Source organism: Frankia sp. CcI49 (assembly GCF_001983215.1).
Taxonomy (GTDB): Bacteria; Actinomycetota; Actinomycetes; order Frankiales; family Frankiaceae; genus Parafrankia; species Parafrankia irregularis.
On record NZ_MOWP01000007.1, the window covers coordinates 56614 to 81073 of the forward strand.

Sequence of the window (24460 nt, forward strand, 5' to 3'; positions counted from 1 at the left end):
GTCCACTCCGTGCAGGAGCGGAGGATCTTGGTTGTTCTGGAGCCCGCCGCAGAAATCCCGAGCTTCGGGCTTCCCCTGCCGCTGCCCCCGCTGTCACGGAGCAAGAAGGGAGGATTCTGGCTGCTGCAGCAACCGAAATCCTCCCTTCCTGCGGACCGCCAGGCGCTGCGGACCGCCAGGCGTTGCGGACGACCGTCAAGCGCTGCGGACCGTCAAGTGCCCCTACGCCCCGTTGCCGGGCGGCCCGGTCAGCCCCGGGCCCTGGCCGCCTGCTGGCTCGCCTCGGCCCAGCGGCGCAGGGTCTCGGCGGCGGCACCCGAGTCGATGGACTCGGCGGCGCGGCCGAGCTGGGCGGCGATCTGCTCGGTGATGGGCGCGTCGGTCGGGCCGGCCGCCGAGACCAGCGCCGCCGCCGCGGCGAGCAGGACGGCGTCGCGCACCGGCCCGGTCTCCCCGCCGAGGACGGTGTGTACCACCGCCGCGTTGTACGTCGCGTCGGCGCCGCGCAGGGCGGTCGCGTCCGGGGGAGTGATGCCGAGGTCGCGCGGGTCGAAACGGTCGCGGCGTACCTGCGACCGGACCCCGGCCCCGGCCCCGATCTCGGCCCCGATCTCGGCGCCACCGGCTCCGGTGGGTCCGCCGGGCTCCCCGGGCCGGCCGGAGCCGCCCGTGCCGGCTGCGGCCGGCGTGGGCGCGTTTACGACCCAGACGGTGGACGCGGTGGCGGTGGTCAGCTCGTCCAGTCCGTCGTCGCCGCGGAAGACGAGGCCCCGGGTGCCCCGGTCGGCCAGGACGTCCGCGACGATCGGGGCGAGGCGCGCGTCGGCGACGCCGATCGTCTGCGCGCCGGGCCGGCCCGGGTTCGCCAGCGGCCCGAGGATGTTGAACGCCGTCTGCACCCCCAGCTCCTTGCGGATGCTCCCCACGTGCCGCATCGCCGGGTGGAAGACCGGGGCGAAGCAGAACGCGATGCCCGCCGCGGCCAGGCAGGCCTCGACGCCGGCCGGCGGCAGGTCGATCACCACACCGAGCTCGGCGAGGACGTCCGCCGAGCCGCTGGCCGAGGACGCGGCCCGGTTGCCGTGCTTGACGACGGTGACCCCGGCGCCGGCGGTGACGATCGCGGCCATGGTCGACAGGTTCACCGTGTTGGAGCGGTCCCCGCCGGTGCCGCAGGTGTCGACGGCCGCTGCCCGCAGCTCCTCGGCGAGGGGGAGCGGCTCGGCGATGCTCAGCATCGTGCGGACCAGCCCGCCGATCTCCTGGGCGGTCTCACCCTTGGCCCGCAGCGCGATGATGAAGCCCGCGACCTGGGCCGGGGTGGCCAGCCCGGCCATGATCTGCTCCATCGCCCACCCGGTCTGGTCGGTGGTGAGCGGCTGGCCGGCGAGCAGCATGCTGATCAGGTCCGGCCAGTTCTCGCTGGCCGAGGTGCTCGTCATGACGACTTCCGTCTGTGGGTGAGCCATTTCCATCTCACGAGGCATGGTTGGGGATACCGCAGGTTCGAGCCGACGATGGAAATGGCTCGGTCACGATGCGTGCTGGGGCTAGTGCGCCCGGGTGTTGACCACCGGCCGACGCGAGACCGTGCCGGCGGCCCGGGCCCGCAGCAGCCGGACGACCTCGTCGGTGAGCGTGCCGGGGTCGACGGGGTGGCCCACGACCCCGTCCGCCTGCGACCAGGTCGCGAGCCAGCGGTCGTCGCGCCGGGCGACGAGCAGCAAGGTGGGCGGGCAGTCGGCGACCTCGTTCTTGAGCTGCCGGGACAGCCCCATGCCGCCGGACGGGGTCGCCTCGGCGTCGAGGATGCAGAGGTCGGCCTCGCCGTGGTCGACGGCGTCGATGAGCGTCTCGGCGTCCGCCACCTCGACGAACTCGATCTCGTCGAGGTCGGCTGCGGGGCGACGCCCGACCGCGGCCAGGACGCGCTCTCGGACGTCCGGCTTGCTCGCGTAGACGAGGACGGTGCTCATGGCGTCCACGGGCCTTTCTGGCGGGCGACCGCTGTGGCGGCGATCGGGAGGCGACTGCCGGTACCGGCACTGCGTGGGCACCGGTTGCCGGCGTCGGACCTCGGACATCACGCCGAGAGGCCCCGGCCGTGGTGTCACGGGTCTCACCATCCCGGTATCCGTCCCGAAGGCTATCTGTTCGTGGGCCCGCGGTCGCGCACCCCATCCGGCACCGGGGCCCGGGGGGCCGAACGGTACGGTCTTGGCCGTCCGGCGGACGTACTCGGCGGCGGGGGCGGATGGCCTGGAGTGGCCGGGCGATTCACCTCCGGTGAGGTTTGCCAGCAGGCCGCCCGAAGAGTGATACTGAGACTCGTTCTCAACGACCCTTTTCTCTCGCGGACTCGGACTCGCGGCACCCGTGACCGTGCACCCCGAGAGAGGGAAAAGGGTCGACAGTTTGTCCCAGCGCCTGCCCGGGCGGTCCTCTCCTCCGGGGCTGTGCGCGGGCGGGCGCCAACCGATGACGGGCGTGATCCATGCCGGAGCGAACCGAACTACGCCTCACCCCCCAGCGCGGTGCCGTGCTGGAGGTGCTGAAGGCCGCCGACGACCATCCCACGGCGGCCGAGGTCTACGAGCGCGTGCGGGTCGCTGCCCCTGGGATCGGCAGCGCCACGGTGTACCGCGCGCTCGCGCTGCTGGTGGCGACCGGGCACGCCCTTGAACTGAGCCTCGGGGACGGCACGGCCGCCAGGTACGACGCCAACACCAGCCGGCACGACCATGCCGTGTGCGAGCGGTGCGGTCGGGCCGCGGATATCGACCATCCCGTCCCGGACGGGATGGTGGCCGAGATCGCGCGCCGGTCCGGCTTCACGATCACCGGGTACGACCTGCAGTTCCGAGGGCTGTGCCCGGATTGTCAGACCACCGATGCGGGCCAGGACCCGGGCCGGTGGGCGTAACAGAACACCCGAATCCTGTAACTGGAGGAGTTTCGCATGCCGAAGCTTGAAGGCACCAAGACCCACGAGAACCTCAAGGAGGCCTTCGCCGGCGAGAGCCAGGCCAACCGTCGTTACCTGTACTTCGCGCGCCGGGCCGACATCGAGGGCCTGACCGACGCCTCCGCTCTCTTCCGTGACACCGCCGAGGGCGAGACCGGCCACGCGTTCGGGCACATGGACTTCCTCGCCGAGGTCGGCGACCCGGCCACGGGTGAGCCGGTCGGCACCACCGCGAAGAACCTGGCGAGCGCCGTCGCCGGAGAGACCTACGAGTTCACCGCGATGTACCCGGGCTTCGCGAAGACCGCCCGCGAGGAGGGCTTCGAGGAGATCGCCGACTGGTTCGCCACTCTCGCGCGCGCCGAGAAGACCCACGCCGGCCGCTTCAAGAAGGCCCTCGACGCGGTGAACGCCGAGGAGACCGCGGACGCCTGATCGGCGCCCGCGCCTGCTGGCGCATCCGCTCGTCGCACGGAAGGGGGCRGGCGTCGGACGTCCGTGTCCGCCCCCGGCCGGCGGTGATCCGGTCCGCACGGTGGTTCCCTGTCCGGAGTCACACCGCCCAGGGCCACATGCCCACCCGCACACGCCCACCCGACGGGGCAGGAGGTAGCACGATGGCGTTCACCACCGCCGACATCACGACGGACCATCGGTCCTATGCGGCGTCACGCAACGAGGCCCGGGCCCGGATGATCCCGATCCGCAGCGAACGGCGGGTCCGCGTCGGCGACATCCTGCTGTTCGAGTTCGAGAACGCCCAGACCCTGCAGTACCAGGTGCAGGAGATGGTCTACACCGAGCGGCTCAGCGCGCCGGGCGAGGTCGCCCACGAGATCGACGTCTACTCGCGGCTGCTGCCCTCCAGCCATGTCCTCACCGCCACGATGTTCATCGAGCTCAACCAGCTCGACGCCGTGCGTGACGAGCTGCGCCGCCTGGACGGTGTCCAGCGCCGGATCTCGCTGGAGATCGGCGGCGTCACCGTGCCCGCGGTCGAGATCCCGGGCATCGACGAGGACCCGAACTCCCCGAGCGAGACGGTCTCGGTGCACATGTTCCGGTTCCCGCTCACGGACGAGACCAGGGACGCCTTCCGTGATCCCGAGGTCCCCGCCGAGCTCGTGGTCGACCACCCGGCCTACAACGACTCGACACCGATCACCGGCGCCACCCGCCGCAGCCTGATCGCGGACCTCGCGCTGCCGAGCAGCTGAGCTGGCGCTGCCGAGCCGCTGACCGGTCCGCTGACCGCTTCGCGGCCGGCCAGACCTTCGTGGCGGCGCCGGCCCGGTCGCCCGTTCATCCTGGCCCGGGCCGGGTATGCGAGTCAGGACAGACTCGTTCCCGGCCCGAGGGGAGCGGCTTCGTGACCGATGACCACGCCCGCCGCGACGATGACTTCAGCCAGCGCTTCAACCAGTACCTCAGCCAGCCCGGCACGCCCGGCCACGGCGTGACGACGCGGGCCGGTGAGGCGCTGCACCGGCTGGCCCGCGATGAGGACGACTCCGCCGCGCTGGGCGCCCTCGCCACCTCAGACGTCCTCGTGCCGGACCTCAGCGACCCCGGCCGGGACAACGGCGACGCCCGGGTGGTGAAGCTCCCGGTCGCCGAGCAGCCGGACGGCAGCCAGTTCGTGCCGACGTTCACCTCGGAGCAGCGGCTCACCGACGCCCTGCCCGGGGTCGGCCGGTACCGGCGGGTGCCGCTTGCGGCCCTGCTGCGGATGTGGCCCTCCGAAGACCTCATGCTCGCCGTCGACCCGGGTGCGGACGAGGGGATCACGTTCCCCGCGGAGGGCATCCGGGCGCTCGTCGCACTCGCGGACTGAGCCGTCCGGGCCACCGTCGGCGCGCCGGGCCGCCACGGGTGAGGGACACAACAACTGGCGGGTCCCAAACCGGGCGCAAGGTGTGCGCGACACCTCATCACGTGCCAGAACCTGCGTATTAGCAGGCCTTTCGAGCGTGCTGCGCGCAGTTTTCGATCTTCGACGGGCGGCTTCGGCGCGTCATCGACGCCCTGTAGTCCTACCGATTGTCGAACCTACGGTGGCGCGTGCGGCGTCACATGCCAGAATGACCGTCGTGGCCTCAGCCCCTGTCCTCGAGAAGGCTCCTCCAGCGCACCCGGCGGCCAACCGTCCCTCGATGGTCTCGGTCGGCACAGTGGTGTGGCTGTCGTCGGAGCTGATGTTCTTCGCGGCGCTGTTCGCGATGTACTACACGATCCGCTCGGTCAACAGCGGCAACTGGCCGCCGGTCACCGGCGACCCGGCCGGGTCCGAGATCGGCCCTGTGCACCTGCACGTCCCGTATGCACTCTTCTTCACGGTGATCCTGGTCCTGTCCAGCGTCACCTGCCAGCTGGGAGTCTTCGCCGCCGAGCGCGGCGACGTCTTCGGGCTGCGCCGCTGGTACCTCATCTCCCTGCTGATGGGAATCGTCTTCGTCGGCGGGCAGGCCTGGGAGTACTTCAAGGAGAACGAGTTCACCCTGGCGTCGCACGGCTACGGGTCGGTGTACTACCTGACCACCGGGTTCCACGGGCTGCACGTGATCGGTGGGCTGGTCGCCTTCGTTCTGGTGCTGGCCAGGTCGACCTACGGGCGTTTCACGCCTGAGAAGGCGACGTCAGCCATCGTCGTGTCGTACTACTGGCACTTCGTCGACGTCGTCTGGATCGCCCTGTTCGCCACCATCTACCTCCTCCAGTGAGCGACATGACCACATCCAAGGCATCCGAATCCGCGGCGTCGTCGTCCGCGGGCGCGACCGGCAGACCCCGGCTCGTCTCGGCCAGGTTCGGTCGACGCTCCCGGTCCGCCTCCGCGCGCCGCCGTCGGCGGTCGTCGTCCATCGTCCTGCTCTTCGGCCTGCTGGCCACGGGGGTGCTGTGGACGGTGCTCGCTCCCGGTGGCAACGCGGCGGACACTGCGAGCGCGAACGAGGCCGTGCGCCAGGGCAAGCTCCTCTACTCGCAGGGCTGCGCGACCTGCCACGGCCTGAACGCCCAGGGTTCCACCGAGGGCCCGAGCCTGATCGGCGTGGGCGCGGCCGCGGTGGACTTCCAGGTGTCGACCGGGCGCATGCCGCTCGCCGCGCCCGCCGCGCAGGCCGACCGCAAGGACCCGCTCTACTCGCAGACGCAGATCGACCAGCTTGCGGCCTACATCCAGTCGCTCGGCGGTGGCCCTGAGAAGCCCAACCTGACGGATGAGGACCTCAACGACGCCGATCTCGCCGAGGGCGGTGAGCTGTTCCTGACGAACTGCGCGCAGTGCCACCAGGCCGCCGGCGCCGGTGCGCCGCTGACCTACGGCAAGTTCGCGCCGTCGCTCAGCCAGGCCACCCCCGACCAGGTCGTCGAGGCGATGCGGACCGGCCCGGAGTCCATGCCGGTGTTCGGGTCCGGTCAGATCACCGATGAGGAGGCCGTCGCGGTCGCCGCGTACGTCCGCCACCTCCAGGACTCGCCGGCTCCCGGCGGTTCGTCGCTCGGCAAGTACGGCCCCGTCCCCGAGGGCCTGGTCGCGATCGTGATCGGTCTGGGCGCGCTGCTCGGCGTCTGCCTCTGGATCGGCGCGAGGCAGAAGCTGTGAGCGCGAACCAGGGTCCGACCGGGCCGGAGTCCGGTGCCGATGCCGGCGGCGAGCTGCCACCAGACTCGCCGCAGCGTCGTATGCACTACGCCGGCTATCAGGGAGAGTCGGCCGACAAATCAGACCAGGACTCGATGAGCAGCGTTTTCAAGCGGACGAAGCACCCGGTCGACACGTCCGGGCGTCCCAAGGACCCCGCCGACCCCCGAGCCGGTGGCCCGGACGTCCCCTCCGGGGGACATGACGGCCCCGAGGTGCTCGGCACACCCCCGCACCCGACCGACTCCTCCAGTGCCCCGGAGACGTCGGTCGTGCGATCCGGCGGTACCGCCACCGCGACGGTGCAGGGCGAGGGCGGTGGCGGCGGCGGGGGTATCACTCCCCGCGCGCCGCACTCCGCGGAGTACGACCGGCGTGCCTCGCGGCGCGCCGAGCGGCTCATCGCCTTCTGGTTCACCATCTCGATCGTCGGCACCGTCGGTTTCATCGTCACCAACTTCGTCGGTGACAAGCACGAGCAGTACTACACGCCCGCCATGGGCACCGCGCTCGGGCTCGCGATCGGCGGCCTCGGGGTCGGCATGATCCTGTGGGCCAAGCGCCTCATGCCGCACGAGCACGCGGTCCAGGAGCGGCACGAGTTCACCTCCTCGCAGGAGGAGATCGCCCTCACCGAGGAGGAGGTCGCCCTCGGCTTCGCCGACTCCGGCCTCGCCAAGTACCCGCTGCTGCGGCGCAGCCTGCTGGCGGCCGGGACGATCCTCGGTGGTCTGGTCGTCGTGCCGCTGCTGAACCTGACCAACAGCAAGCCCGGCAAGAAGCTCGACCACACCCACTGGGTCAAGGGCGCCCGTCTGGTCAACCTGCAGGGTCGCTACGTCAAGATCGGTGACATCGCGATCGGCGGTATCGAGACGGTGCTCCCGGCCATCCCGGTGAAGGAGGCCGACGGCAGCATCTCCTACGAGCCCAAGCTGGACGTCCACACCAAGGCGGACAGCACCACGATCCTCATCCGCCTCGAGCCCGGCGTGAACAAGCCGCGCCCGGGCCGCGAGGACTGGGCCGTGGACGGGCACGTCGCCTACTCGAAGATCTGCACCCACGCCGGGTGCCCCGTCAGCCTCTACGAGCAGCAGACCCACCACCTGCTGTGCCCCTGCCACCAGTCGGTGTTCAACGTGCCGGACGGGTGCCGGKCGATCTTCGGGCCGGCGAGCCGCTCGCTGCCGCAGCTCGCCATCGCGGTGGATGACGAGGGCTACTTCATCGCCCGCAACGGCGACTACACCGAGCCCGTCGGCGCCGCGTTCTGGGAGCGCTCATGACCACCGCATCCGCACCCACGCCGAAGTTCCAGAAGCGGCCCACGCCGGCACGCGCGGTCAACCGGGCCATCGACGAGCGGTTCGGGACCCAGAGCGCGATCCGCCGGAACTTCAACAAGGTGTTCCCGGACCACTGGTCCTTCCTGATCGGTGAGATCGCGCTCTACAGCTTCGTCGTCCTGCTGCTCACCGGTATCTACCTGACCCTCTTCTTCGACCCGTCGAACGTCGAGGTCATCTACAACGGCTCGTACGTCCCGCTCAAGGGCGTCGAGATGAGCCGGGCGTACGCGTCGACGCTGGACATCAGCTTCGACACCCGCGCCGGGCTGGTGTTCCGCCAGATCCACCACTGGGCGGCGCTGGTCTTCGTCGCGTCGATCATCGCGCACATGATGCGGGTGTTCTTCACCGGCGCCTACCGCAAGCCGCGTGAGGTCAACTGGCTGATCGGCATCGGCCTGCTGGCCCTGGCGCTGGTCGAGGGCTTCGCCGGCTACTCGCTGCCGGACGACCTGCTCTCCGGCACCGGTCTGCGGATCGCGGCGTCGATCGCCCAGTCCATCCCGGTCATCGGGACCTGGGCGTCGTTCCTGGTGTTCAACGGGGAGTTCCCGGGTGAGAACTTCATCCCGCGGCTCTACGTGGTGCACATCCTGCTCGTGCCCGGCATTCTGCTCGCGCTGATCGGCGCGCACATGGGCATCCTGTGGCACCAGAAGCACACCGACTTCCCCGGCCCGGGCAAGACCGAGCACAACGTGGTCGGTCACCGGGTCTTCCCGGTCTTCGCGGTGAAGTCCGGTGGCTTCTTCATGCTGACCTTCGCGGTGCTCGCGCTGCTCGGYGGTCTCGCCCAGATCAACCCGATCTGGACGTTCGGGCCGTACGACCCGGCCAAGGTCAGCTCGGCGTCCCAGCCCGACTGGTACATCGGCTTCCTGGACGGATCGACCCGGCTCATGCCGCCGTGGGAGTTCCGCGGGCTCGGGCACACGATTCCGGCGGTCCTGTGGCCGACGGCGGTGCTGCCCGGCATCCTGTTCACGCTGGCGGCGCTCTGGCCGTTCCTGGAGACGAAGTTCACCGGGGACAAGGAGTCGCACAACCTGCTGCAGCGCCCGCGGGAGGCTCCGACCCGCACCGCGATCGGTGCGATGAGCCTCAGCTTCTACCTGGTGCTGTGGATCTCCGGTGGTAACGACATCATCGCCCACACGTTCAGCATCTCGCTGAACACGATGACGTGGGCGGGCCGGATCGGGCTCATCGTGGTCCCGCCGATCGCCTATGTCGTCACCAAGAAGCTGTGCATCTCGCTGAACGAGCGGGATCACGAGATCGACCACCACGGCATCGAGACCGGCATCATCCGCCAGCTCGCCAACGGCGAGTTCGTGGAGGACCACCGGCCGAAGCCGCCGCCGGTCTCGGACTACCCGCAGGTTCCGACGGACCGGATCCCGGTGGCGATCGGGGCCGGCGAGGGCGAGCACGGCAAGGGCCTGGTGCGCCGCGCCGGCGCGGCCGTCGGTGGCTTCTTCACCGAGGAGTCCGAGAAGCCGGCGGCTCCGGGCACGGGTTCCCACGGGGGCGGTGGCCAGACCAAGCACTGACCGCCGCGTATCGCGGAGCTCCGCGCACCGTTCGCGCGCGGAGCTCCGGCGCCTGGAGGAGCCGAAGACCCGCCGAGGCCTGCGAAGGGCCGCCCCACGTCGCTGACGAGGGGCGGCCCTTCGTCATGTCGGGGGCCTGCTTCCGCCTGGGCACCGCCGTGGTCATTGGTCAGGTCGCGTACCGCAGCGCGGCGCGGATCGCCCCCTGCGCCGGCCAGCTCCATTCCCCCTCCAGCCGGACCAGACGGACGCCCGGCGCGGCGAGCCAGCGCCCGATCCGCTCGGTCTCCTCCACCAGGGCACACGGCGTCGGCCCGGGCACGGGGCGGACGGTCTCCGCGGTCGAGACGACCGCGTCGACCCAGGGCCTCGGGTCCACACCACGTGCCACCGTCGCCGCGGAGACGAGCCTGCCGTGGCGGATCACCGAGAGATCCCACCCGGCCTCGGCGGTCGGCGCCGCGGCGACCATCTCCGGGATGCCGGTGAGCGCGGCGAGGCGCTGCCGGCGCGCGGCGGTGCGCAGATAGCCCGCGAGGCGGTCGCGGACCTCGGCGGCCTGCTCATACCGCTGCTCGGCCGCCAGCCGCGCGATGTGCGCCTCCAGCGTCTCCTGGACGGCTCCCGGATCACCGCTCATCGCCTCCCGGGCGGCGCCCACCACCTCGGCGTACTCCGCGACGCCCTGCCGGCCGTCGCAGGGCGCCCCGCACCGGCCCAGCTCGGCCAGCGCGCAGGCGGCCGTCGGCCGGCTCGGTGACAGCCGGGTCGAGCACTGGCGCAGCGGCACCGCCGCCAGCAGGGCGATCTCGGCCTCCTGGGCGGCCTGGGTGCTGCCGAAAGGGCCCAGGTAGGTCACACCGTCGCCGACGGAGCGCACCCGGGACAGCCGGGGGAACGGCTCCTCGGTGAGGCGCAGGTAGACCGCCCGCTCCGGATGGCGGGACCGGCGGTTGAACGGCGGCTTGTGCTCGGCGATCAGCCGGAGCTCGCGCACCTCTGCCTCCAGCGCGTGCGCGCACCCGATCGCGTCCACCCGCTCGGCGAGCGCGACCATCTGGGCCATCCGGCTGCGCGGCTCACTGGCGGTGAAATAGGTCCGCACCCTGGAGCGCACCGACCGGGACGTACCGACGTAGAGCGGGCGGTCGGTACCGTCGCGGAACACGTAGACGCCGGGGCCGGTCGTCAGGTCGTCGGCGAGGTGGCGCTTGCGCCGCTGGGCGGGGGAGACCCGCGCGCTGTACTCCCGCACGTCCTCCAGCGTCGTGACGCCGAGATTGCCCAGCCGCTCGAACAGCCCGTGCAGGACGGCGACGGTGGCCCGGGCGTCGGCCAGGGCCCGGTGGTTCGGCTCGGTCGGGCTGCCGAACAGCGTGGCCAGCGATGCCAGCCGGCAGTTCGGGGCCTCATCCCGGGTCACCACCCGGCGGGCGATGAGCACCGTGTCGAGGTGCTCCCAGGCCGGGACGGGATAGCCGCACGCCTGCGCCGCCGCGCGCAGGAAGCCGAGGTCGAAGGCGGCGTTGTGGGCGACGAGCACCGCCCCGCGGGAGAACTCCAGGAAGGTCGGCACGACCTCGTCGAGGGTCGGCGCGGTGGCCAGCATGCTGTCGGTGATCCCGGTGAGCACCGACACCACCGCGGGGATCGGCGTGGACGCCCGGACCAGGGACGACATCTCGCCCAGAACCTGCCCGCCGCGGACCTTCACCGCGCCGATCTCGGTGATCTCGGATGTCGCCGGGGAACCACCGGTGGTCTCCAGGTCGACGACGACGAAGGTCAGGTCGGACAGCGGGCGGCCGAGCTCAGCGAGACTCGCCTGGCGCGGAGCTGCACCGGAACGGGCGGGAACAGGGCACACGGGCACACCCTAGGCGGCGGGTACGACAGCTCCCGCCAGGGCCCGTCCCGGGCATCGGGTCGGGCCTCGGGTCGGGCCTCGGGGGAGGGGGCGGCCCCGGCCTCAGGAGAACGGGCGGGCGAACGCCGTGGGCCCGGCGTTCATCACGCGGAACTCGTTGCCCTCCGGATCGCGCAGCACGTAGCCGGTCTCGCCGTGCGACTCGTATCGGGACAGCTTGCGGGCCCCCAGCGTGGCCAGCCAGCCGACGACCCGCTCGGCGTCGGCGGCGAACAGCTCCAGATGCAGGCGGTTGGGGTCCTCGTCCTGCGCTGTGCCGTGCTCGTCGCGCCGGCCACCGCGGCGCCCCGGCCAGCGCACGGACCGTTGCCTGGCCCGCTGCCGGAGCAGGAGCTTGGGCCCGGCTCCCGCGGGGTGGTGCAGCAGGGCGGCGTCGCGTGCCTGCTCCGACACCTCGTAGCCCAGGGCCGCGGACCAGAAACGGACCATAGTGCCCACATCGCTACAGTCGACACTGATTCGACCGACCTTGATGCCGTTCGTCTCAAACCTGGCCACCTGAAGCATCATTCCGCATGGCCGGGCGAGTTGGTGCACCGGTGGGGATCCGGCGTGTCCTACTCGTGAGTACAGTGTGCGCATTCTCCGTTTTGTTACAAAAGTGCAATTCGATAGCTGTTGTCGTGTCGCGACGAGCGTGCGGTGGCGGCGATCTCGGTAGGGTCCCGCTATGGCCAGTGTCTTCACCCGGATCATCAACGGCGAGCTGCCCGGTCGCATCGTCTACTCGGACGAGGTCTCGGTCGCCTTCCTCTCGATCGCACCGGTCCGCCCCGGTCACACGCTCGTGGTGCCCCGGCTGGAGATCGACCACTGGATCGACCTGCCCGACGAGGTGGTGCGGTCAGTGTGGTCCGCCGCGGCCACGATCGGGCGGGCGATGGACGCGGCCTTCAAGCCGCGCCGGGTGGCCGCGATCCTMGCGGGCCTGGAGGTTCCGCACACCCACGTGCACCTGATCCCGATCGAGTCGGAGGCGCAGCTGAGCTTCGCGCTCGCCGACCGGGACCCCGACCCGGCCGTGATGGACGACGCGGCCGAGCGGCTGCGCGCGGCGCTCGTGGCGCAGGGCCACAGCCAGTCCTGATCATCCGCCAGTTCGGAAGCACTGCGGCTCGGGGGCGGTCCACCAAGCCTCCGTGGGTGTTCGGTGTGTCGTGCTGAACCGGCGGTGGAGTCCGGGTGGGAGGCGGTCGTCCTGGCTGGCAGTCCCGGTGGCCCGGTTTGGCGAGTCGCAAGAGTGAAGGATTTTGGTCGTTCCAACGACAAAAATCCTCACTTCTTGCGGGTTGCCAGGCGAACTCTCGCCCGTTTCGTCCCTCTCGAGATGAAAAAACGGGTGGCTCGGCAGCAGCCCCAGCCTCGGCGGCCGAGCCGGCGCACCGGCGGTGGAGCCGGTGCGCCGACGGTCAGGTCAGGGTCAGAGCTGGAACTTCGCGGGCTGTACCGCGAACAGCGGCTCCCAGTTGAGCGTGAAGTGGCCGAGGGGCGCGTCGATGAGCACGAACCCGGTGACCTTCTGGCCGGCCTTGACGTTGCTGGTGTAGAGCTTGGGCACGAGCGAGCTGAACTCACCGTCGTACCGGCTGCCGTCCGTGGTCTGGATGTAGAAGTCGTCGGGAGCGGCCGAGATGTCGCCCGCGCTGACCTCCACGGTCACGTTCAGGACGTAGAAGGCTCCCTGGACCGGCGGGTCGCCGTACTCCTCAACCCTCGCCGTCGAGGTGCAGACCGAGTTCAGCGTGGCCTTGGCGTCGAAGGTGCTGTACGAGGACGTGCCCTTGCCGGTGACCGACGACGAGCCACCCAGCCCGGCCACGCCCGCAGGCGGGTTGGCGGGGGTTAGCGGCGTGCAGCCTCCGGGCGCCGACGGCTGCGGGGCGGCGGCACCGCCCGCGGGCGGTGCGGTGCCCGGCGCGGCTCCACCGCCGGGAACCGCGGCACCGCTCGCCCCGAGGCTGGGTAGCGTGACCGTGGCGGGAGTGGACGCCGCGACGGTCTGGTCGGAGTCATCGTCGCCGCCCTTGGCGGCGAACGCGATGACCAGGCCCAGAACGACCGCGGCGACAACCGCCAGCGGAACGATGATCACCGCGGGGTTGCGCCGCCGCGGAGCCGGCGTGGGCCCTGCGGGCTGGGGCCACTGTCCCGGCTGCTCCTGGAACTGCCCGGGCCCGGGCTGCGCCGACGGCGGGCCCTGCGGCGGGTAGCCCTGGTAGTTGGCCTGCGCGTACTGGTCGGGCGCGCCGGAGAAACCGGCCGGTGGGTACTGGCCGGGCTGACCCTGGTAGTCGGCCGGTGGGTACTGGCCGGGGTAGCCGCCGGGCTGCGGCCAGCCGCCGGCCGGAACACCCTGCTGCCCCTGCCCGGCGGGCTGCTGCCAGCCGGTGGCGGGCGGTGCCTGCTGGCCCCAGGGGGTGTCAGAGCTCTGCGGTGGCCACTGCTGCTGTGGCTGCGACTGCCCGGCACCCGGCCACGAGCTTTCCGGGGTCGGACCGGCGGGCGGCGGCGCCCCCCAGGCGCCGGCGGGCGGCGGCGACGGCCAGCCGCCCTCCTGACCGGGAGCCGGGGTGCCACCTCCCCACTGCGGCACCGGCGCGGGCGGAGGTGTCGCACCGGCGTTGGCCGCCGGGCCTCCAGCGCCTGCCGGCTGTTGCCACGAGGTGCTGGGAGCCCGCTGGGTCTCCTGGTTGTCCAGGCCGGGAGCAGGCTGGCCGGGTGGGTTCTGGTCGGTCACACAGGTCCTCTCGACGGCCGCCGTCGCGCGTCCAACGAGGCGGAGCACAAATAACCACGGCGAGGTTACATAAGACGTATATCGACGCGGACAATGGCCCTCTTTTCCGCCCTTAGCGGTCTTGGTGAAGCTGTTGCTGCTCCGGTCGGGACGCGGAGGGACCGCGCTCGGCGCACTCTGGACGCACAATGCCGCCCGTTTTCTGGTCGGACTCGTCGCTGTTTGCGTCTGGCGCGTTGCGTTCACGGCCGGCCTCATTGCTGATCGCCGCGCACTGTTGTTCCTGGACGCCGTTCGGTGAGGGGTGTCGTTCGGTACGTGTTCCCGCGGCGCGGGTGGACGTCGATCCGGGTGGGCAGGCAGGTCAGGGTGGGTGGGGAGGTCGGGGAGGGCCGGCAGGTCAGGGTGGACGGGCAGGCGGTGGGCGGGCGGGCGAGGGTGGACCTGCAGGGAACGAGGGGGGACCGGCTGCGCCCGAGTAGGTCACGGCCGGGGAAACGCGGAGATACCGGCAGTGGCCGGGCGACCTCAGGCGTCGGGGAGGCGTGGGTGCACCGACCGATACTCTGGACCGTCGCTGTCGTCGTTCGTTCCGGAGTCCCCGTGCCCGTGGAATCGCCTCGCGCGTCAGACCGGCTGCGGGTGGTCGGCGTCCCGACCCGTGGCGTGTCTGAGCCGGGGGGCCGGCGGGGATTCGTGCTGGTTTCTTCTTCGGCTGGACAGGTCGGACAATCCAGGCGAGCCGGAGCTGTCGGATGAACGACACACTGCCGGCGGATGTGCGAGCGCAGGTCGTCGCCTACGCCGCCGACACGCTGGCCGACCTCGCGGAGTCGGTCGTCCCGCCCAGCCTGCTCGCCGTGCGCCGCTTCAAGCCGTCACGACGGGCCCGTCTCGGTGCCGTGCCGCTGGCCTCCGCGATGGAGAACGACGCCCATTTCCGGGGCCGGGTGGCGGACTGGGTGCGTCGGACGAACCCGGACCTCGTCGCCGCTGTGACCGCCCCGGACGGTCCGCCGCCGGCCGCGCCGCCCGCTCAGGTGGCGGCCATCGCCTACATCCTGCGGACCGCGGAGTGGGCGGTGCTCGTCGAGGAGGCGGCCCGATCCTCGGCGCAGGAGGTCACCTCGGCGCGGATCGACGCGGCGGCGCAGGAGATCCGCCGCCTCGAGGAACAGATCGAGGCCGTCCGGCGGCTGGCGCGCGCCGAGCAGGAGCAGCTGCGGGGCCAGCTCGAGCAGGCCCGGGCGGACGTGGAGGAGGGCCGTCGCCGGCTGCGGGCCTCCGCCGATCGGGTGCGGCGGGCCGAGGTGACGGCGCGGGAGATCAGCCTGGCCGCGGAGGCGGCACGGGACGCCGCGTTGCAGACCGCCCGCGAGGCCGAGGCCGAGGCGAGGCGGCTGCGGGCGAAGGTCGCTGATCTGGAGGCCGCGGCCTCCGCGACCCGTCGCGACAACCGGGAGTCGCGCAGCATGGACGAGGCACGGTTGCGGGTGCTGCTCGACACACTGATGGCCGCGGCGAACGGTGTCCGGCGGGAGCTGTCGTTGCCGACGACCGTCGCGCGGCCGGCCGACCTGCTCGTGCGCTCCGAGGGAGGGCGGGCCTTCGATCCGTTCTCCGGCGTCGGCGGGCGGGGGCGCACCGAGGACGACCCGACCATCATCGACGACGTCCTCGCGATTCCAGGCCTGCATCTGATCATCGACGGGTACAACGTCACCAAGCGCGGCTACGGCAGCCTGACGTTGCAGGCGCAGCGGGCGCGGCTGCTGGCCGGTCTCGGGGCGCTCGCGGGCCGGTCGCCGGACACGGAGGTGACGGTCGTCTTCGACGCGACGGCTGTCCTCGCCCGCCCGGTCGGCGTGGCCATGCCGCGCGGCGTGCGGGTTGTGTTCAGCCAGGCCGGCGAGCTCGCCGACGACGAGATCCGGCGTCTCGTGCGGGCTGAGCCGCAGGGCCGCCCGGTCGCGGTCGTGACGTCCGATCGCGAGGTAGCGGACAACTGCGCGGCCGTGGGGGCGCGCACGGTCTCCTCGGACGCCCTGCTCTCCCGCCTGGACCGCTGACACCGCCGACAAGCGCCGCCGACAAGCGCCGCCGACAAGCGTCGCCGGAAACCGTCGCGGAAAACTGTCGTACCCCCGCTCTAGCGTGACACCTGTCGAACTGGTGTCCGATTTCGGCGTGGCCGCGAGGCCGGTGCGGGCTGGCCGGTGCGCAGCCGGCGCCGTGAGGGCGAGAGGTGAGCGCGATGCTGATCGACTGCGACACGTGCACAGCGCAGAAGGCCGCCTGCGAGGGCTGTGTGATGACCTTTCTGCTGGCCACGCCGAGCGGAGCGCCGGAGTGGGATGACGACGAGCGCCGGGCGCTGGCGGTGCTGGCCGCCGGCGGCCTGATTCGCATGCCGCGCGGCTTCGAGGCGGCCTGATCCGTTCCGGGCGTGTCACCCCGCGGTCGTCCGGTTTCTGGCTGATGTCCGCGGCGGTGTGCCGGGCAGGTCAACAGTCCGAACGGCAGCGATCCGTGTGCGGATGGATGCCTGGTGTCGTCGGGCTGGGTGAAGTTCGGACGCCGGGCGAGAACTAGCGCGTCCCACGCGGCCCCTGGCACGGGTGATGCGGGAGCATGACCGCGTGCGGGTGCTCACGGTGACCAACGATTTTCCGCCGCGTCCGGGCGGAATCCAGGCGTATGTGCACAACTTCGCCTCGCGCCTTCCATCGGACGAGGTCGTCGTGTACGCACCGGCCTGGCGCGGAGCCGCCGAGTTCGACGCGGCGGCGCCCTTCCCCGTCATCCGGCATCCGACGTCCCTGATGTTGCCCACACCGGATGTGCTGCGCCGGGCCCGGGAGATCGCCCGGGCCGAGAAGTGCGACACCCTGTGGTTCGGTGCGGCCGCGCCGCTCGGCCTGCTGGGCTCCCGGCTGCGTCGCGAGATCGACGCCCGGCGGGTGGTCGCGAGCACCCACGGCCACGAGGTGGGCTGGGCGGCGTTGCCCGGGCCGCGGCAGTTACTGCGGCGGATCGGGTCGACCACCGACGTCGTCACCTATCTCACCGACTACACCCGGGCGCGCCTCGCGCCGGCCCTCGGTGCGCGCCCTGACCTGGCCAGGCTGCCCAGCGGGGTTGATCCCGCGCTGTTCCGCCCGGGTGAGGGCCGGGACGAGATCCGCCGCCGTTACCAGCTCGACGGTCGTCCGGTGGTCGTGTGCGTGAGCCGGCTGGTGCCTCGCAAGGGTCAGGACATGCTGATCAGGGCGCTGCCGGCGTTGCGTCGGCGGGTCCCGGGCACCGCGCTGCTGCTTGTCGGTGGCGGGCCGTACCGGCAGGAGCTCGCCCGGCTCATCCGTGAGAACGACGTGGCCGACCATGTGGTGCTGACCGGTTCGGTGCCCTGGGAGGAGCTGCCGGCCCACTACGCGGCCGGCGACGTGTTCGCGATGCCGTGCCGCAACCGGCGGGCCGGGCTGGAGGTCGAGGGGCTGGGCATCGTCTACCTGGAGGCGTCGGCGACGGGCCTGCCGGTCGTCGCCGGGCGCAGCGGGGGTGCCCCCGACGCGGTCCTCGACCAGCGCACCGGAGTCGTCGTCGACGGCCAGGACCTGCGCGGGCTGGTCCGCGCGGTCGGTGATCTCCTGGCCGACCCGGACCGGGCCCGGTCGATGGGCACGGCGGGGCGCGCGTGGGTCGAGTTGCGCTGGCGATGGGACGTCCTGGCGAGCCAGCTGCGTGAGCTGCTGCTCGCCTGAACAGGTGTTTCCGCCCGGCCGAGCCCACCGCCCGGTCGGGCTGGCCGTCGGCCCGGGCGGTCGGGCAGTCGGTCGTGCGGCGTCAGGTGGTGACGCGGGGGGTCGCGTAGATGGCTTCCACCGTGTCCGCGAAACGCTCCATCACCACGTTGCGCTTCACCTTGAGGCTGGGGGTCAGCTCGCCGCTGGCGATGGTGAAGTCGTACGGGAGGATCACGAACTTCTTGATCGCCTCGGCGTGGGAGACCGTGGCGTTCGCGGCGTCCACGGCCTGCTGGATCTCGGCCACCAGCGTGGGGTCGTTCGCGAGGTCGCTGGGGGTGGCGGTCGCCGGGCGCCCGTTGGCCTTGAGCCAGGTGGCGAACGCCTCGGGGTCCAGGGTGATGAGGGCGGCGATGAACGGCCGCTGGTCGCCGACGAGCACCGCCTGCCCGACCAGCGGGTGCTGGCCGATCCGCTGCTCCAGCGGCGCCGGGGCGACGTTCTTGCCGCCGGCGGTCACCAGGATCTCCTTCTTCCGGCCGGTGATCCGCAGATGCCCCGTCTCGTCGAGCGAGCCGAGGTCACCGGTGCGCAGGAAGCCGTCGGAGTCCAGGGCCTCCTTGCCGGCGGTCTCGTTGTTGCGGTAGCCGCTGAGCACCAGGTCGCCGCGCAGCAGCACCTCGCCGTCGTCGGCGATGCGGACCGTGACCCCGGGCAGCGGGAGGCCCACGGTGCCGATCTTCAGCGACTCCGGCCGGTTCACCGTGGCCGCGGCGGTGGACTCGGTCAGGCCGTAGCCCTCCAGGATGAGGAAGCCGATGCCGCGGAAGAAGTGGCACAGGTGGACGTTCAGCGGAGCCCCGCCGCTGATCCCGTGGGTCATGTTGCCGCCCAGCGCGGCCCGCAGCTTGCTGTAGACGAGACGGCTGAACACCGCGTGCTTCAGCCGCAGCGGCAGGCCCGGGCCGCCCTGGTCGAGGGCGCGGCTGTAGGCGACCGCGGTGGCCTCGGCCGCGTCGAAGATGCGGCCCTTTCCGTCGGCGTGCGCCTTCGCCCGGGCTCCGGCGTACACCTTCTCGAAGACTCTCGGCACCGCGAGGATGAAGGTCGGCTGGACCTTGGCGAGGTCGGCCAGCAGCGTGTTGGTGTCCGGTGTGTAGGCGATGCAGCGGGCGTTGTTGATGATCGTGCACTGCATGGTGCGGGCGAGCACGTGCGCCAACGGCAGGAACATCAGCGTCGACGCGTCCTCGGTGAAGTGGTTCGGCATCGCCTCCGCGCTGGCCAGGGCGTTGAACAGCAGCGCGCGGTGCGACAGCTCGCAGCCCTTGGGCCGGCCGGTGGTGCCCGAGGTGTAGATGATCGTGGCGATGCTGTCCGCCGTGATGTCGGAGCGCGCCGCCGCGAGCTCCTCGGCGCCGACCCCGGTGCCCGCCCCGGCCTCGCCCAGGGTGTCGAGCGCGCCCTGGTCGAGGACCAGGACCTCCCGCAGGGCGGGCAGCCGGTCGCGGACCTCGGCCACCAGTGCCGCGTGCTSGTCGGACTCGACCACGGCGAGCACGGTCCCCGAGTCGGACATGATCCATTCGATCTGCGCCGCGCTCGAGGTCTCGTAGATCGGCACGGTGATGCCACCCGCCGCCCACACCGCGTAGTCGAGGACCGTCCACTCGTACCGGGTGCGGCTCATGATCGCGAAGCGGTCGCCGGGCTGCAGGCCGYGGGCGACGAGCCCGGCGGCGGTGCGTACGACCAGATCGCGGAACTCGCTCGCGGTCATGTCGACGTAGGCGTCGTTGACCTTGTGCCTGACGATGACCTTGTTCGGGACGCGCTGTGCGTTGGTGAAGATCGCGTCGCTCAGCGTCAGGTCGTCCGCCACGGTGACCTGGGCGGGGGAGGCGTACTCGCGCACGGGAGCTCCTCAGGATGACGGGGCCGTCCGGTGGGGGTGTCGGAGGCCGGTGGTCAAGCCCGTGGTCGGGCCGGGGCAGGTGTGCTGGGCAGGTGTGACGGGGGCGGGGCCGCTGGTGGGGAGGTTGAGGGGTGGCTGTCATCTTTGTGACGACAGCGGGTCAAGTGACGTTAGCCTGTGAGTCGCGCCACGGCGAGCAGCCTCAATTCCCTGGTTGCGATTTCCCGGTTGCACCGAGCGGCCCGGTTCGGGCGCCGACGTCACGTCGCGCCACGGGCTGACGGTTGGTGCGGGAAAGTGTCCCTGACCTAAGCTCTCTGAGGTGCGGGTGCATGTGGTGAGCGACGTCCACGGGCGGTCGGACGCGATCCCGGGCGCCGCCGTGGGTGCGGACGCCTTCATCTGCCTGGGCGATCTGATCCTGTTCATCGACTACCGGGATCACAGCCGCGGGATCATGGGCGACCTCTTCGGCGCCGAGGCGGTGCGCCGGATGATCGAGCTGCGGACCGAGCAGCGGTTCGACGAGGCGCGGGAATGGTCCCGCAAACTGTGGGCGAGTGTCGACGGCAACCGGTCGGCCGTCGTGGAAGCCGCCATCCGGCGCCAGTACGCGGCAATGTTCGCCGCCTTCCCGACGCCGACCTACCTCACCTACGGCAACGTGGACCTGCCGGAGCTCTACCCCGACTTCCTGCGCGAAGGGGTGACCCTGCTGGACGGCCAGACCGTCGAGATCGGCGGCCTGACCTTCGGTTTCGTCGGTGGCGGCCTGCGGACGCCGATGAACACCCCGTTCGAGATCGACGACGACGCCTACGCGGCGAAGGTGGCCGCCGTGGGGGCGGTGGACGTCCTGTGCTGCCACATCCCGCCGCATGTCCCCGAACTGGTCTACGACACCGTCGCCGAGCGTTTCGAGCGTGGCAGCAAGGCCGTGCTGGAGGCGATCCACGCGACCCGGCCGCGGTATGTGCTGTTCGGGCACGTGCACCAGCCGCTGGTCGCGGAGCTGGAAATCGGTACCACCCGCTGTGTGAACGTGGGCCACTTCAACGCGCGGGGCACGCCGTACGTCCTCGAGTGGTAGGCCGACCGGCGAGCCGCCGGGATTCCGGTAGCCTCAACGATCGATCGGGCATTCGTCCTGTGCCCTGCGGCGCGGGTCAGTAGTCACCGCCGGTCACAGCGTGCGGCCTCGCGACCGGCCCGCTGTCTCCGCCGGGGCGATGAGATGTGGAGGTGCGGACGGCTTATGGCGGATCACGCGCAGTCGTCGATCGTCATCGATGCCCGGCCGGCTGTCGTCATGGGGGCCATCGCGGACATCGCCGCCTACCCGACCTGGGTGGGGCAGATCGAGGAGGCCGAGATCCTCGCGGTGGGGCCGGAAGGCCGTCCGCAGCAGGCCCGGTTCCGGATCAACGCGGTCGTGGTGAAGGACGAGTTCGTCAACGAGTACGTCTGRAAGGGCGACGAGCAGGTCAGCTGGAGCCTCGTCTCCGGCCAGACGATGTCCGCCCAGGACGGCGGCTACACCCTGCGTGATCTCGGCGACGGTCGCACCGAGGTGACCTACGAGCTCACGGTGGAGCTGAAGGTCAAGATCCCCGGCATTCTGCGGCGCAAGGTCCAGACCGGCATCGTCGACGCGGCGCTGAAGGACCTGAAGAAGCACGTCGAGAAGCTCGCGGAGAGCTGACCACCGGTGCGGTGTGTGCTCCTTACGGGCAAGGGCGGGGGCGGGACCACGACGGTCGCCGCGGCGACCGCCACCCTCGCGGCCCAGCGCGGCTATCGGACTCTCGTCGTCTCCGTGGACCCGGCCGCCGGCCTCGCCGGTGTCCTGGACCATCCGCTGGGGCCGGCCGAGGTCGAGCTCGAATCCGGGCTGTTCGCCCTCCAGACCGATCTGCGGCACGCGTTCGCCGAGCGGTGGCCGCGGGTCCGCGCGCTGATCGCCGCCGGGCTGCCCGACTCCGGCCCCGACCTCGACCCGCTTGAGGTCGAGGAGCTCCTGCGGCTGCCCGGTGCCCTGGAGGCGCTGACGCTGCTGGAGCTGCGCGACCGGATCAGGGCCGACCGCTATGACGTCGTCGTCGTCGACGCGGGACCGGCGAGTGCCGCCCTGCGGCTGCTCGCCAGCCCGGAGACGCTCGCCTGGGGCTGCCGGCGGCTGGGCCCGCCCGACGGGGCGCTCGCCCGCTGGATGCGACCGGGGCTGCCGCTGCCCGTGCCACTGTCGGGCCGGTTCGTCGGGCGCCTCGCCGCCATGGCCGGGCCCGCCTACGAGGCTGTCTCCGGGTTGGCGGCGCTCGCGCACGAGATGCGCGCCCTGCTCGCGGACCCGGCGGTGACCAGCGTGCGGCTCGTGCTGACTCCCGAGACGTCCGCGCTCGCGCAGACCCGTCGCACCCTGGGCGGGCTGTCCCTGCATGGCATCGGGGTGGACGCGGTGATCGTGAACCGGGTGATCGGCCAGGACGGTGGCGACGCGTGGCGCGCGGGATGGGCGGCGGCGCACCGCGACCAGCTCGCCGAGATCGCGGAGCTGGTCGCCCCGCTGCCGGTGCTGGCCGCGGCCTACCGGGCCGGTGAGCCGCTCGGGCTTGAGGAGCTGGCGGCGTTCGGCGCCGCGGCCTACGACGGGCGGGACCCGGCCGCTGTGCTCGGCACGCACCGCGGCGAGGACGGTGCCACCCCACGGGTGGAACGCACCGAGTCCGGCTACGAGATGTCGTTCGAGCTGCCGTTCGTCCACCGGTCGGAGGTGGATCTCGCCCGCGTCGGGGACGATCTCGTCGTCAGCGTCGGAGCGGATCGCCGGCATGTCTCGCTGCCGGCCGCGCTGCGCCGGTGCGACGTCCTCGGCGCCCATCTCGCCGAGGACCGGCTGACGGTGTCGTTCGTGCCCGACCCGGCACAGTGGGTCCGCGCGTGAGCGAGTCGACGCTGCGCGGCCCCGCGGGCGCGGGCGCTCGCCCGGGTTCGGGTGGATCAGCGGGCGAACCCGCGGGTGAGCGGCCCGGTGGCGGTCCGGGCGAGGGAACCGCGCGAGAGGTTGTCGGATCGCTCGCGCAGGAGGCCGCCCTGTTGGCGGCGGCGGTCCAGAAATGGATGGCCGCGGACCGCGATCCGCGTGCGCAGGACGGACCCCGCGCACAGGACGGACCCCGCTCGCCGGAGGACGTCTCCGAGGTTGCCGCCGAAGCCGACCAAGGCGCGGAGACCGACCAAGCTGCGGAGGACGGCCCGGGCGCGGAGCCCGGCCTGGATGCCGAGGCGGCGGGCTCGGGCGCGAAGGCGGGTGCGGACGCCGGATCGGGCCCGGCGCAGCAGGGCCACGACTGGCCGTGTTGTGTGTGCCCGGTCTGTCGGCTCCTGGCCGGTCTGCGCGGCGAGCACGCCGAGGTCGTCGAGGTCGCCGGCCACCTGCTCTCCGCCGCGACGTCGCTCGGTGCCGCCGTCCGCGCGGCCTGGGGGGCCTGGAATGCTGATCACCGTGACGAACCGGCCGAGAGCCGGACGACAGCGACATCCCAGCCAACATCCCAGGGGTCGGCCCGACCCCGCGTGCAGAAGATAAATGTGAGGTGAGCGCCCAGTGACCACCGGGTCGGCGGCCGCCCCCATGGGGGACAGGGACCTGGCGATCGGGGTGGACATCGGCGGGACCAAGGTCGCCGCCGGTGTCATCGACGCCCAGGGGACGGTGCTGGCCTCCACGCGGCGACCGACCCCGAGCCATGATCCGGCCGAGGTCGCCGGAACCGTCGTCGAGCTGGTGGCCGAGCTGCGGCAGAGCTTCGAGATCCGCGCGGTCGGTGTCGGCGCCGCGGGCTGGATCGACCGGGATCGCTCCACCGTGCTCTTCGCGCCCAACCTGGCGTGGCGGGACGAGCCGCTGCGGCAGGTGCTGGCGGACCGTGTCGGCCTGCCCGTGGTGGTCGAGAACGACGCGAACGCCATGGCCTGGGCCGAGTACCGCTTCGGCGCGGGCCGCGGCCATTCCGACCTGGTCTGCGTCACGGTCGGGACGGGCATCGGCGGTGGCATCGTCCTGAACGGGCTGCTGCACCGCGGCGCGTTCGGGATCGGCGCGGAGATGGGCCACATGCAGATGGTTCCCGGTGGGCACGAGTGCGGCTGCGGGAACACCGGTTGCTGGGAGCAGTACGCCAGCGGCCGGGCGGTCGTCCGGGCGGCTCGTGAGATCGCGGCGGAGTCGCCCGAGGCGGCTCTGCCGATGCTGGGCGGGCGCCAGGCCGCGGATCTGACCGGCCCGGATGTCACGGCCGCCGCGCAGCAGGGTGACCCGGCCGCGCTGGCCTGCCTGGAGCAGGTCGGTCACTGGCTCGGCCAGGGTCTCGCGAACCTGGCCGCGGTCCTTGATCCGAGCCGCTTCGTCGTCGGCGGTGGCGTCTCGGACGCGGGCGAGCTGCTGGTCGGCCCGGCACGCACCCGGTTCCGCTCGGTGCTGTCCGGCCGCGGTCACCGGCCGGAGGCCGACGTGGTGGTCGCCACGCTCGGCTCCGCGGCCGGCATCGTCGGTGCCGCCGACCTCGCCCGAAGCTAGCCGCGTCGCCGCGGCGACCGGCGTTACGTCCGAGACGCCGCCGCTGCCG

General features: G+C 72.0%; 23 protein-coding genes. 17 read left to right on the forward strand and 6 right to left on the reverse strand.

Annotated elements, in window-relative coordinates; translation table 11 throughout:
- Positions 1-248 precede the first annotated feature (248 nt).
- Positions 249-1442 carry an anthranilate phosphoribosyltransferase gene (trpD, locus tag CcI49_RS06620; RefSeq protein ID WP_054566698.1) on the reverse strand — a complete coding sequence of 398 codons (1194 nt, stop codon included), beginning with the start codon at positions 1440-1442 and terminating at the stop codon, positions 249-251.
- 108 nt (positions 1443-1550) lie between these two features.
- Positions 1551-1976 carry a hypothetical protein gene (locus CcI49_RS06625; RefSeq protein WP_054567222.1) on the reverse strand — a complete coding sequence of 142 codons (426 nt, stop codon included), beginning with the start codon at positions 1974-1976 and terminating at the stop codon, positions 1551-1553.
- Between the two features lie 518 nt (positions 1977-2494).
- Between CcI49_RS06625 and CcI49_RS06630 the strand changes: the two genes are divergently transcribed.
- From CcI49_RS06630 to CcI49_RS06665, 8 genes are all read left to right on the forward strand, one after another.
- On the forward strand, positions 2495-2923 hold the full coding sequence (locus CcI49_RS06630; protein WP_076825054.1) for a transcriptional repressor: 429 nt from the start codon (positions 2495-2497) through the stop codon (positions 2921-2923).
- A gap of 36 nt (positions 2924-2959) precedes the next feature.
- On the forward strand, positions 2960-3400 hold the full coding sequence (locus tag CcI49_RS06635) for a rubrerythrin family protein (protein WP_054566699.1): 441 nt from the start codon (positions 2960-2962) through the stop codon (positions 3398-3400).
- A gap of 182 nt (positions 3401-3582) precedes the next feature.
- The gene (locus tag CcI49_RS06640) at positions 3583-4182 is read left to right on the forward strand and encodes a DUF3501 family protein (RefSeq protein WP_054566700.1); all 600 of its coding nucleotides are present in this window, start codon (positions 3583-3585) and stop codon (positions 4180-4182) included.
- Between the two features lie 152 nt (positions 4183-4334).
- Entirely contained in the window at positions 4335-4799 is a 465-nt protein-coding gene (locus tag CcI49_RS06645) for an SseB family protein (protein WP_235497894.1), read from the forward strand.
- 247 nt (positions 4800-5046) lie between these two features.
- The gene (locus tag CcI49_RS06650; RefSeq protein WP_006543969.1) at positions 5047-5685 is read left to right on the forward strand and encodes a heme-copper oxidase subunit III; all 639 of its coding nucleotides are present in this window, start codon (positions 5047-5049) and stop codon (positions 5683-5685) included.
- A gap of 5 nt (positions 5686-5690) precedes the next feature.
- Positions 5691-6569, forward strand: coding sequence for a c-type cytochrome (locus CcI49_RS06655; protein WP_076825285.1), 879 nt, complete (start codon positions 5691-5693; stop codon positions 6567-6569).
- Complete coding sequence (locus CcI49_RS06660; protein WP_076825055.1) at positions 6566-7897, forward strand: Rieske 2Fe-2S domain-containing protein; 1332 nt, start codon at positions 6566-6568, stop codon at positions 7895-7897. The genes CcI49_RS06655 and CcI49_RS06660 overlap by 4 nt, the downstream gene beginning before the upstream one ends.
- Positions 7894-9513 carry a ubiquinol-cytochrome c reductase cytochrome b subunit gene (locus CcI49_RS06665; RefSeq protein WP_054566702.1) on the forward strand — a complete coding sequence of 540 codons (1620 nt, stop codon included), beginning with the start codon at positions 7894-7896 and terminating at the stop codon, positions 9511-9513. Before CcI49_RS06660 ends, CcI49_RS06665 begins: the two co-directional genes overlap by 4 nt.
- A 169-nt stretch (positions 9514-9682) precedes the next feature.
- On the opposite strand, the gene CcI49_RS06670 is transcribed toward CcI49_RS06665, so the two are convergent.
- Both CcI49_RS06670 and CcI49_RS06675 read right to left on the reverse strand, forming a co-directional pair.
- On the reverse strand, positions 9683-11380 hold the full coding sequence (locus CcI49_RS06670) for a DEDD exonuclease domain-containing protein (RefSeq protein WP_076825056.1): 1698 nt from the start codon (positions 11378-11380) through the stop codon (positions 9683-9685).
- A 102-nt stretch (positions 11381-11482) separates the two neighbouring features.
- Positions 11483-11950 (reverse strand): VOC family protein, encoded by a 468-nt coding sequence (locus tag CcI49_RS06675; RefSeq protein ID WP_054566704.1) that lies wholly within the window; start codon positions 11948-11950, stop codon positions 11483-11485.
- A gap of 160 nt (positions 11951-12110) precedes the next feature.
- On the opposite strand from CcI49_RS06675, the gene CcI49_RS06680 reads away from it, so the two are divergent.
- Positions 12111-12527: an HIT family protein gene (locus CcI49_RS06680; protein WP_054566705.1), complete on the forward strand. Its 417-nt coding sequence runs from the start codon at positions 12111-12113 to the stop codon at positions 12525-12527.
- Between the two features lie 333 nt (positions 12528-12860).
- Here the strand turns inward: CcI49_RS06680 and CcI49_RS06685 are convergent, their stop codons facing one another.
- Entirely contained in the window at positions 12861-14177 is a 1317-nt protein-coding gene (locus CcI49_RS06685; protein ID WP_054566706.1) for a DUF4352 domain-containing protein, read from the reverse strand.
- A gap of 755 nt (positions 14178-14932) precedes the next feature.
- Between CcI49_RS06685 and CcI49_RS06690 the strand changes: the two genes are divergently transcribed.
- The 3 genes from CcI49_RS06690 (at position 14933) to CcI49_RS06700 (ending at position 17938) form a co-directional block, all read left to right on the forward strand.
- Positions 14933-16246, forward strand: coding sequence for an NYN domain-containing protein (locus CcI49_RS06690; protein WP_054566707.1), 1314 nt, complete (start codon positions 14933-14935; stop codon positions 16244-16246).
- Positions 16247-16431: 185 nt separating this feature from the next.
- Positions 16432-16611 carry a hypothetical protein gene (locus CcI49_RS06695; RefSeq protein WP_054566708.1) on the forward strand — a complete coding sequence of 60 codons (180 nt, stop codon included), beginning with the start codon at positions 16432-16434 and terminating at the stop codon, positions 16609-16611.
- A 205-nt stretch (positions 16612-16816) separates the two neighbouring features.
- Entirely contained in the window at positions 16817-17938 is a 1122-nt protein-coding gene (locus tag CcI49_RS06700) for a glycosyltransferase family 4 protein (RefSeq protein ID WP_076825057.1), read from the forward strand.
- Between the two features lie 82 nt (positions 17939-18020).
- Here the strand turns inward: CcI49_RS06700 and CcI49_RS06705 are convergent, their stop codons facing one another.
- Positions 18021-19835 (reverse strand): long-chain fatty acid--CoA ligase, encoded by a 1815-nt coding sequence (locus CcI49_RS06705; protein WP_076825058.1) that lies wholly within the window; start codon positions 19833-19835, stop codon positions 18021-18023.
- Between the two features lie 322 nt (positions 19836-20157).
- Between CcI49_RS06705 and CcI49_RS06710 the strand changes: the two genes are divergently transcribed.
- The 5 genes from CcI49_RS06710 (at position 20158) to CcI49_RS06730 (ending at position 24411) form a co-directional block, all read left to right on the forward strand.
- Positions 20158-20925 (forward strand): metallophosphoesterase, encoded by a 768-nt coding sequence (locus CcI49_RS06710; RefSeq protein ID WP_076825059.1) that lies wholly within the window; start codon positions 20158-20160, stop codon positions 20923-20925.
- Positions 20926-21090: 165 nt separating this feature from the next.
- Positions 21091-21537, forward strand: a complete 447-nt coding sequence (locus tag CcI49_RS06715; protein ID WP_076825061.1) for an SRPBCC family protein — start codon at positions 21091-21093, stop codon at positions 21535-21537.
- Between the two features lie 6 nt (positions 21538-21543).
- Complete coding sequence (locus tag CcI49_RS06720; protein ID WP_277872692.1) at positions 21544-22776, forward strand: ArsA family ATPase; 1233 nt, start codon at positions 21544-21546, stop codon at positions 22774-22776.
- Positions 22773-23432 (forward strand): hypothetical protein, encoded by a 660-nt coding sequence (locus CcI49_RS41430; RefSeq protein ID WP_131831019.1) that lies wholly within the window; start codon positions 22773-22775, stop codon positions 23430-23432. The genes CcI49_RS06720 and CcI49_RS41430 overlap by 4 nt, the downstream gene beginning before the upstream one ends.
- 7 nt (positions 23433-23439) lie before the next feature.
- Positions 23440-24411 carry an ROK family glucokinase gene (locus CcI49_RS06730; RefSeq protein ID WP_054566713.1) on the forward strand — a complete coding sequence of 324 codons (972 nt, stop codon included), beginning with the start codon at positions 23440-23442 and terminating at the stop codon, positions 24409-24411.
- Positions 24412-24460 lie beyond the last annotated feature (49 nt).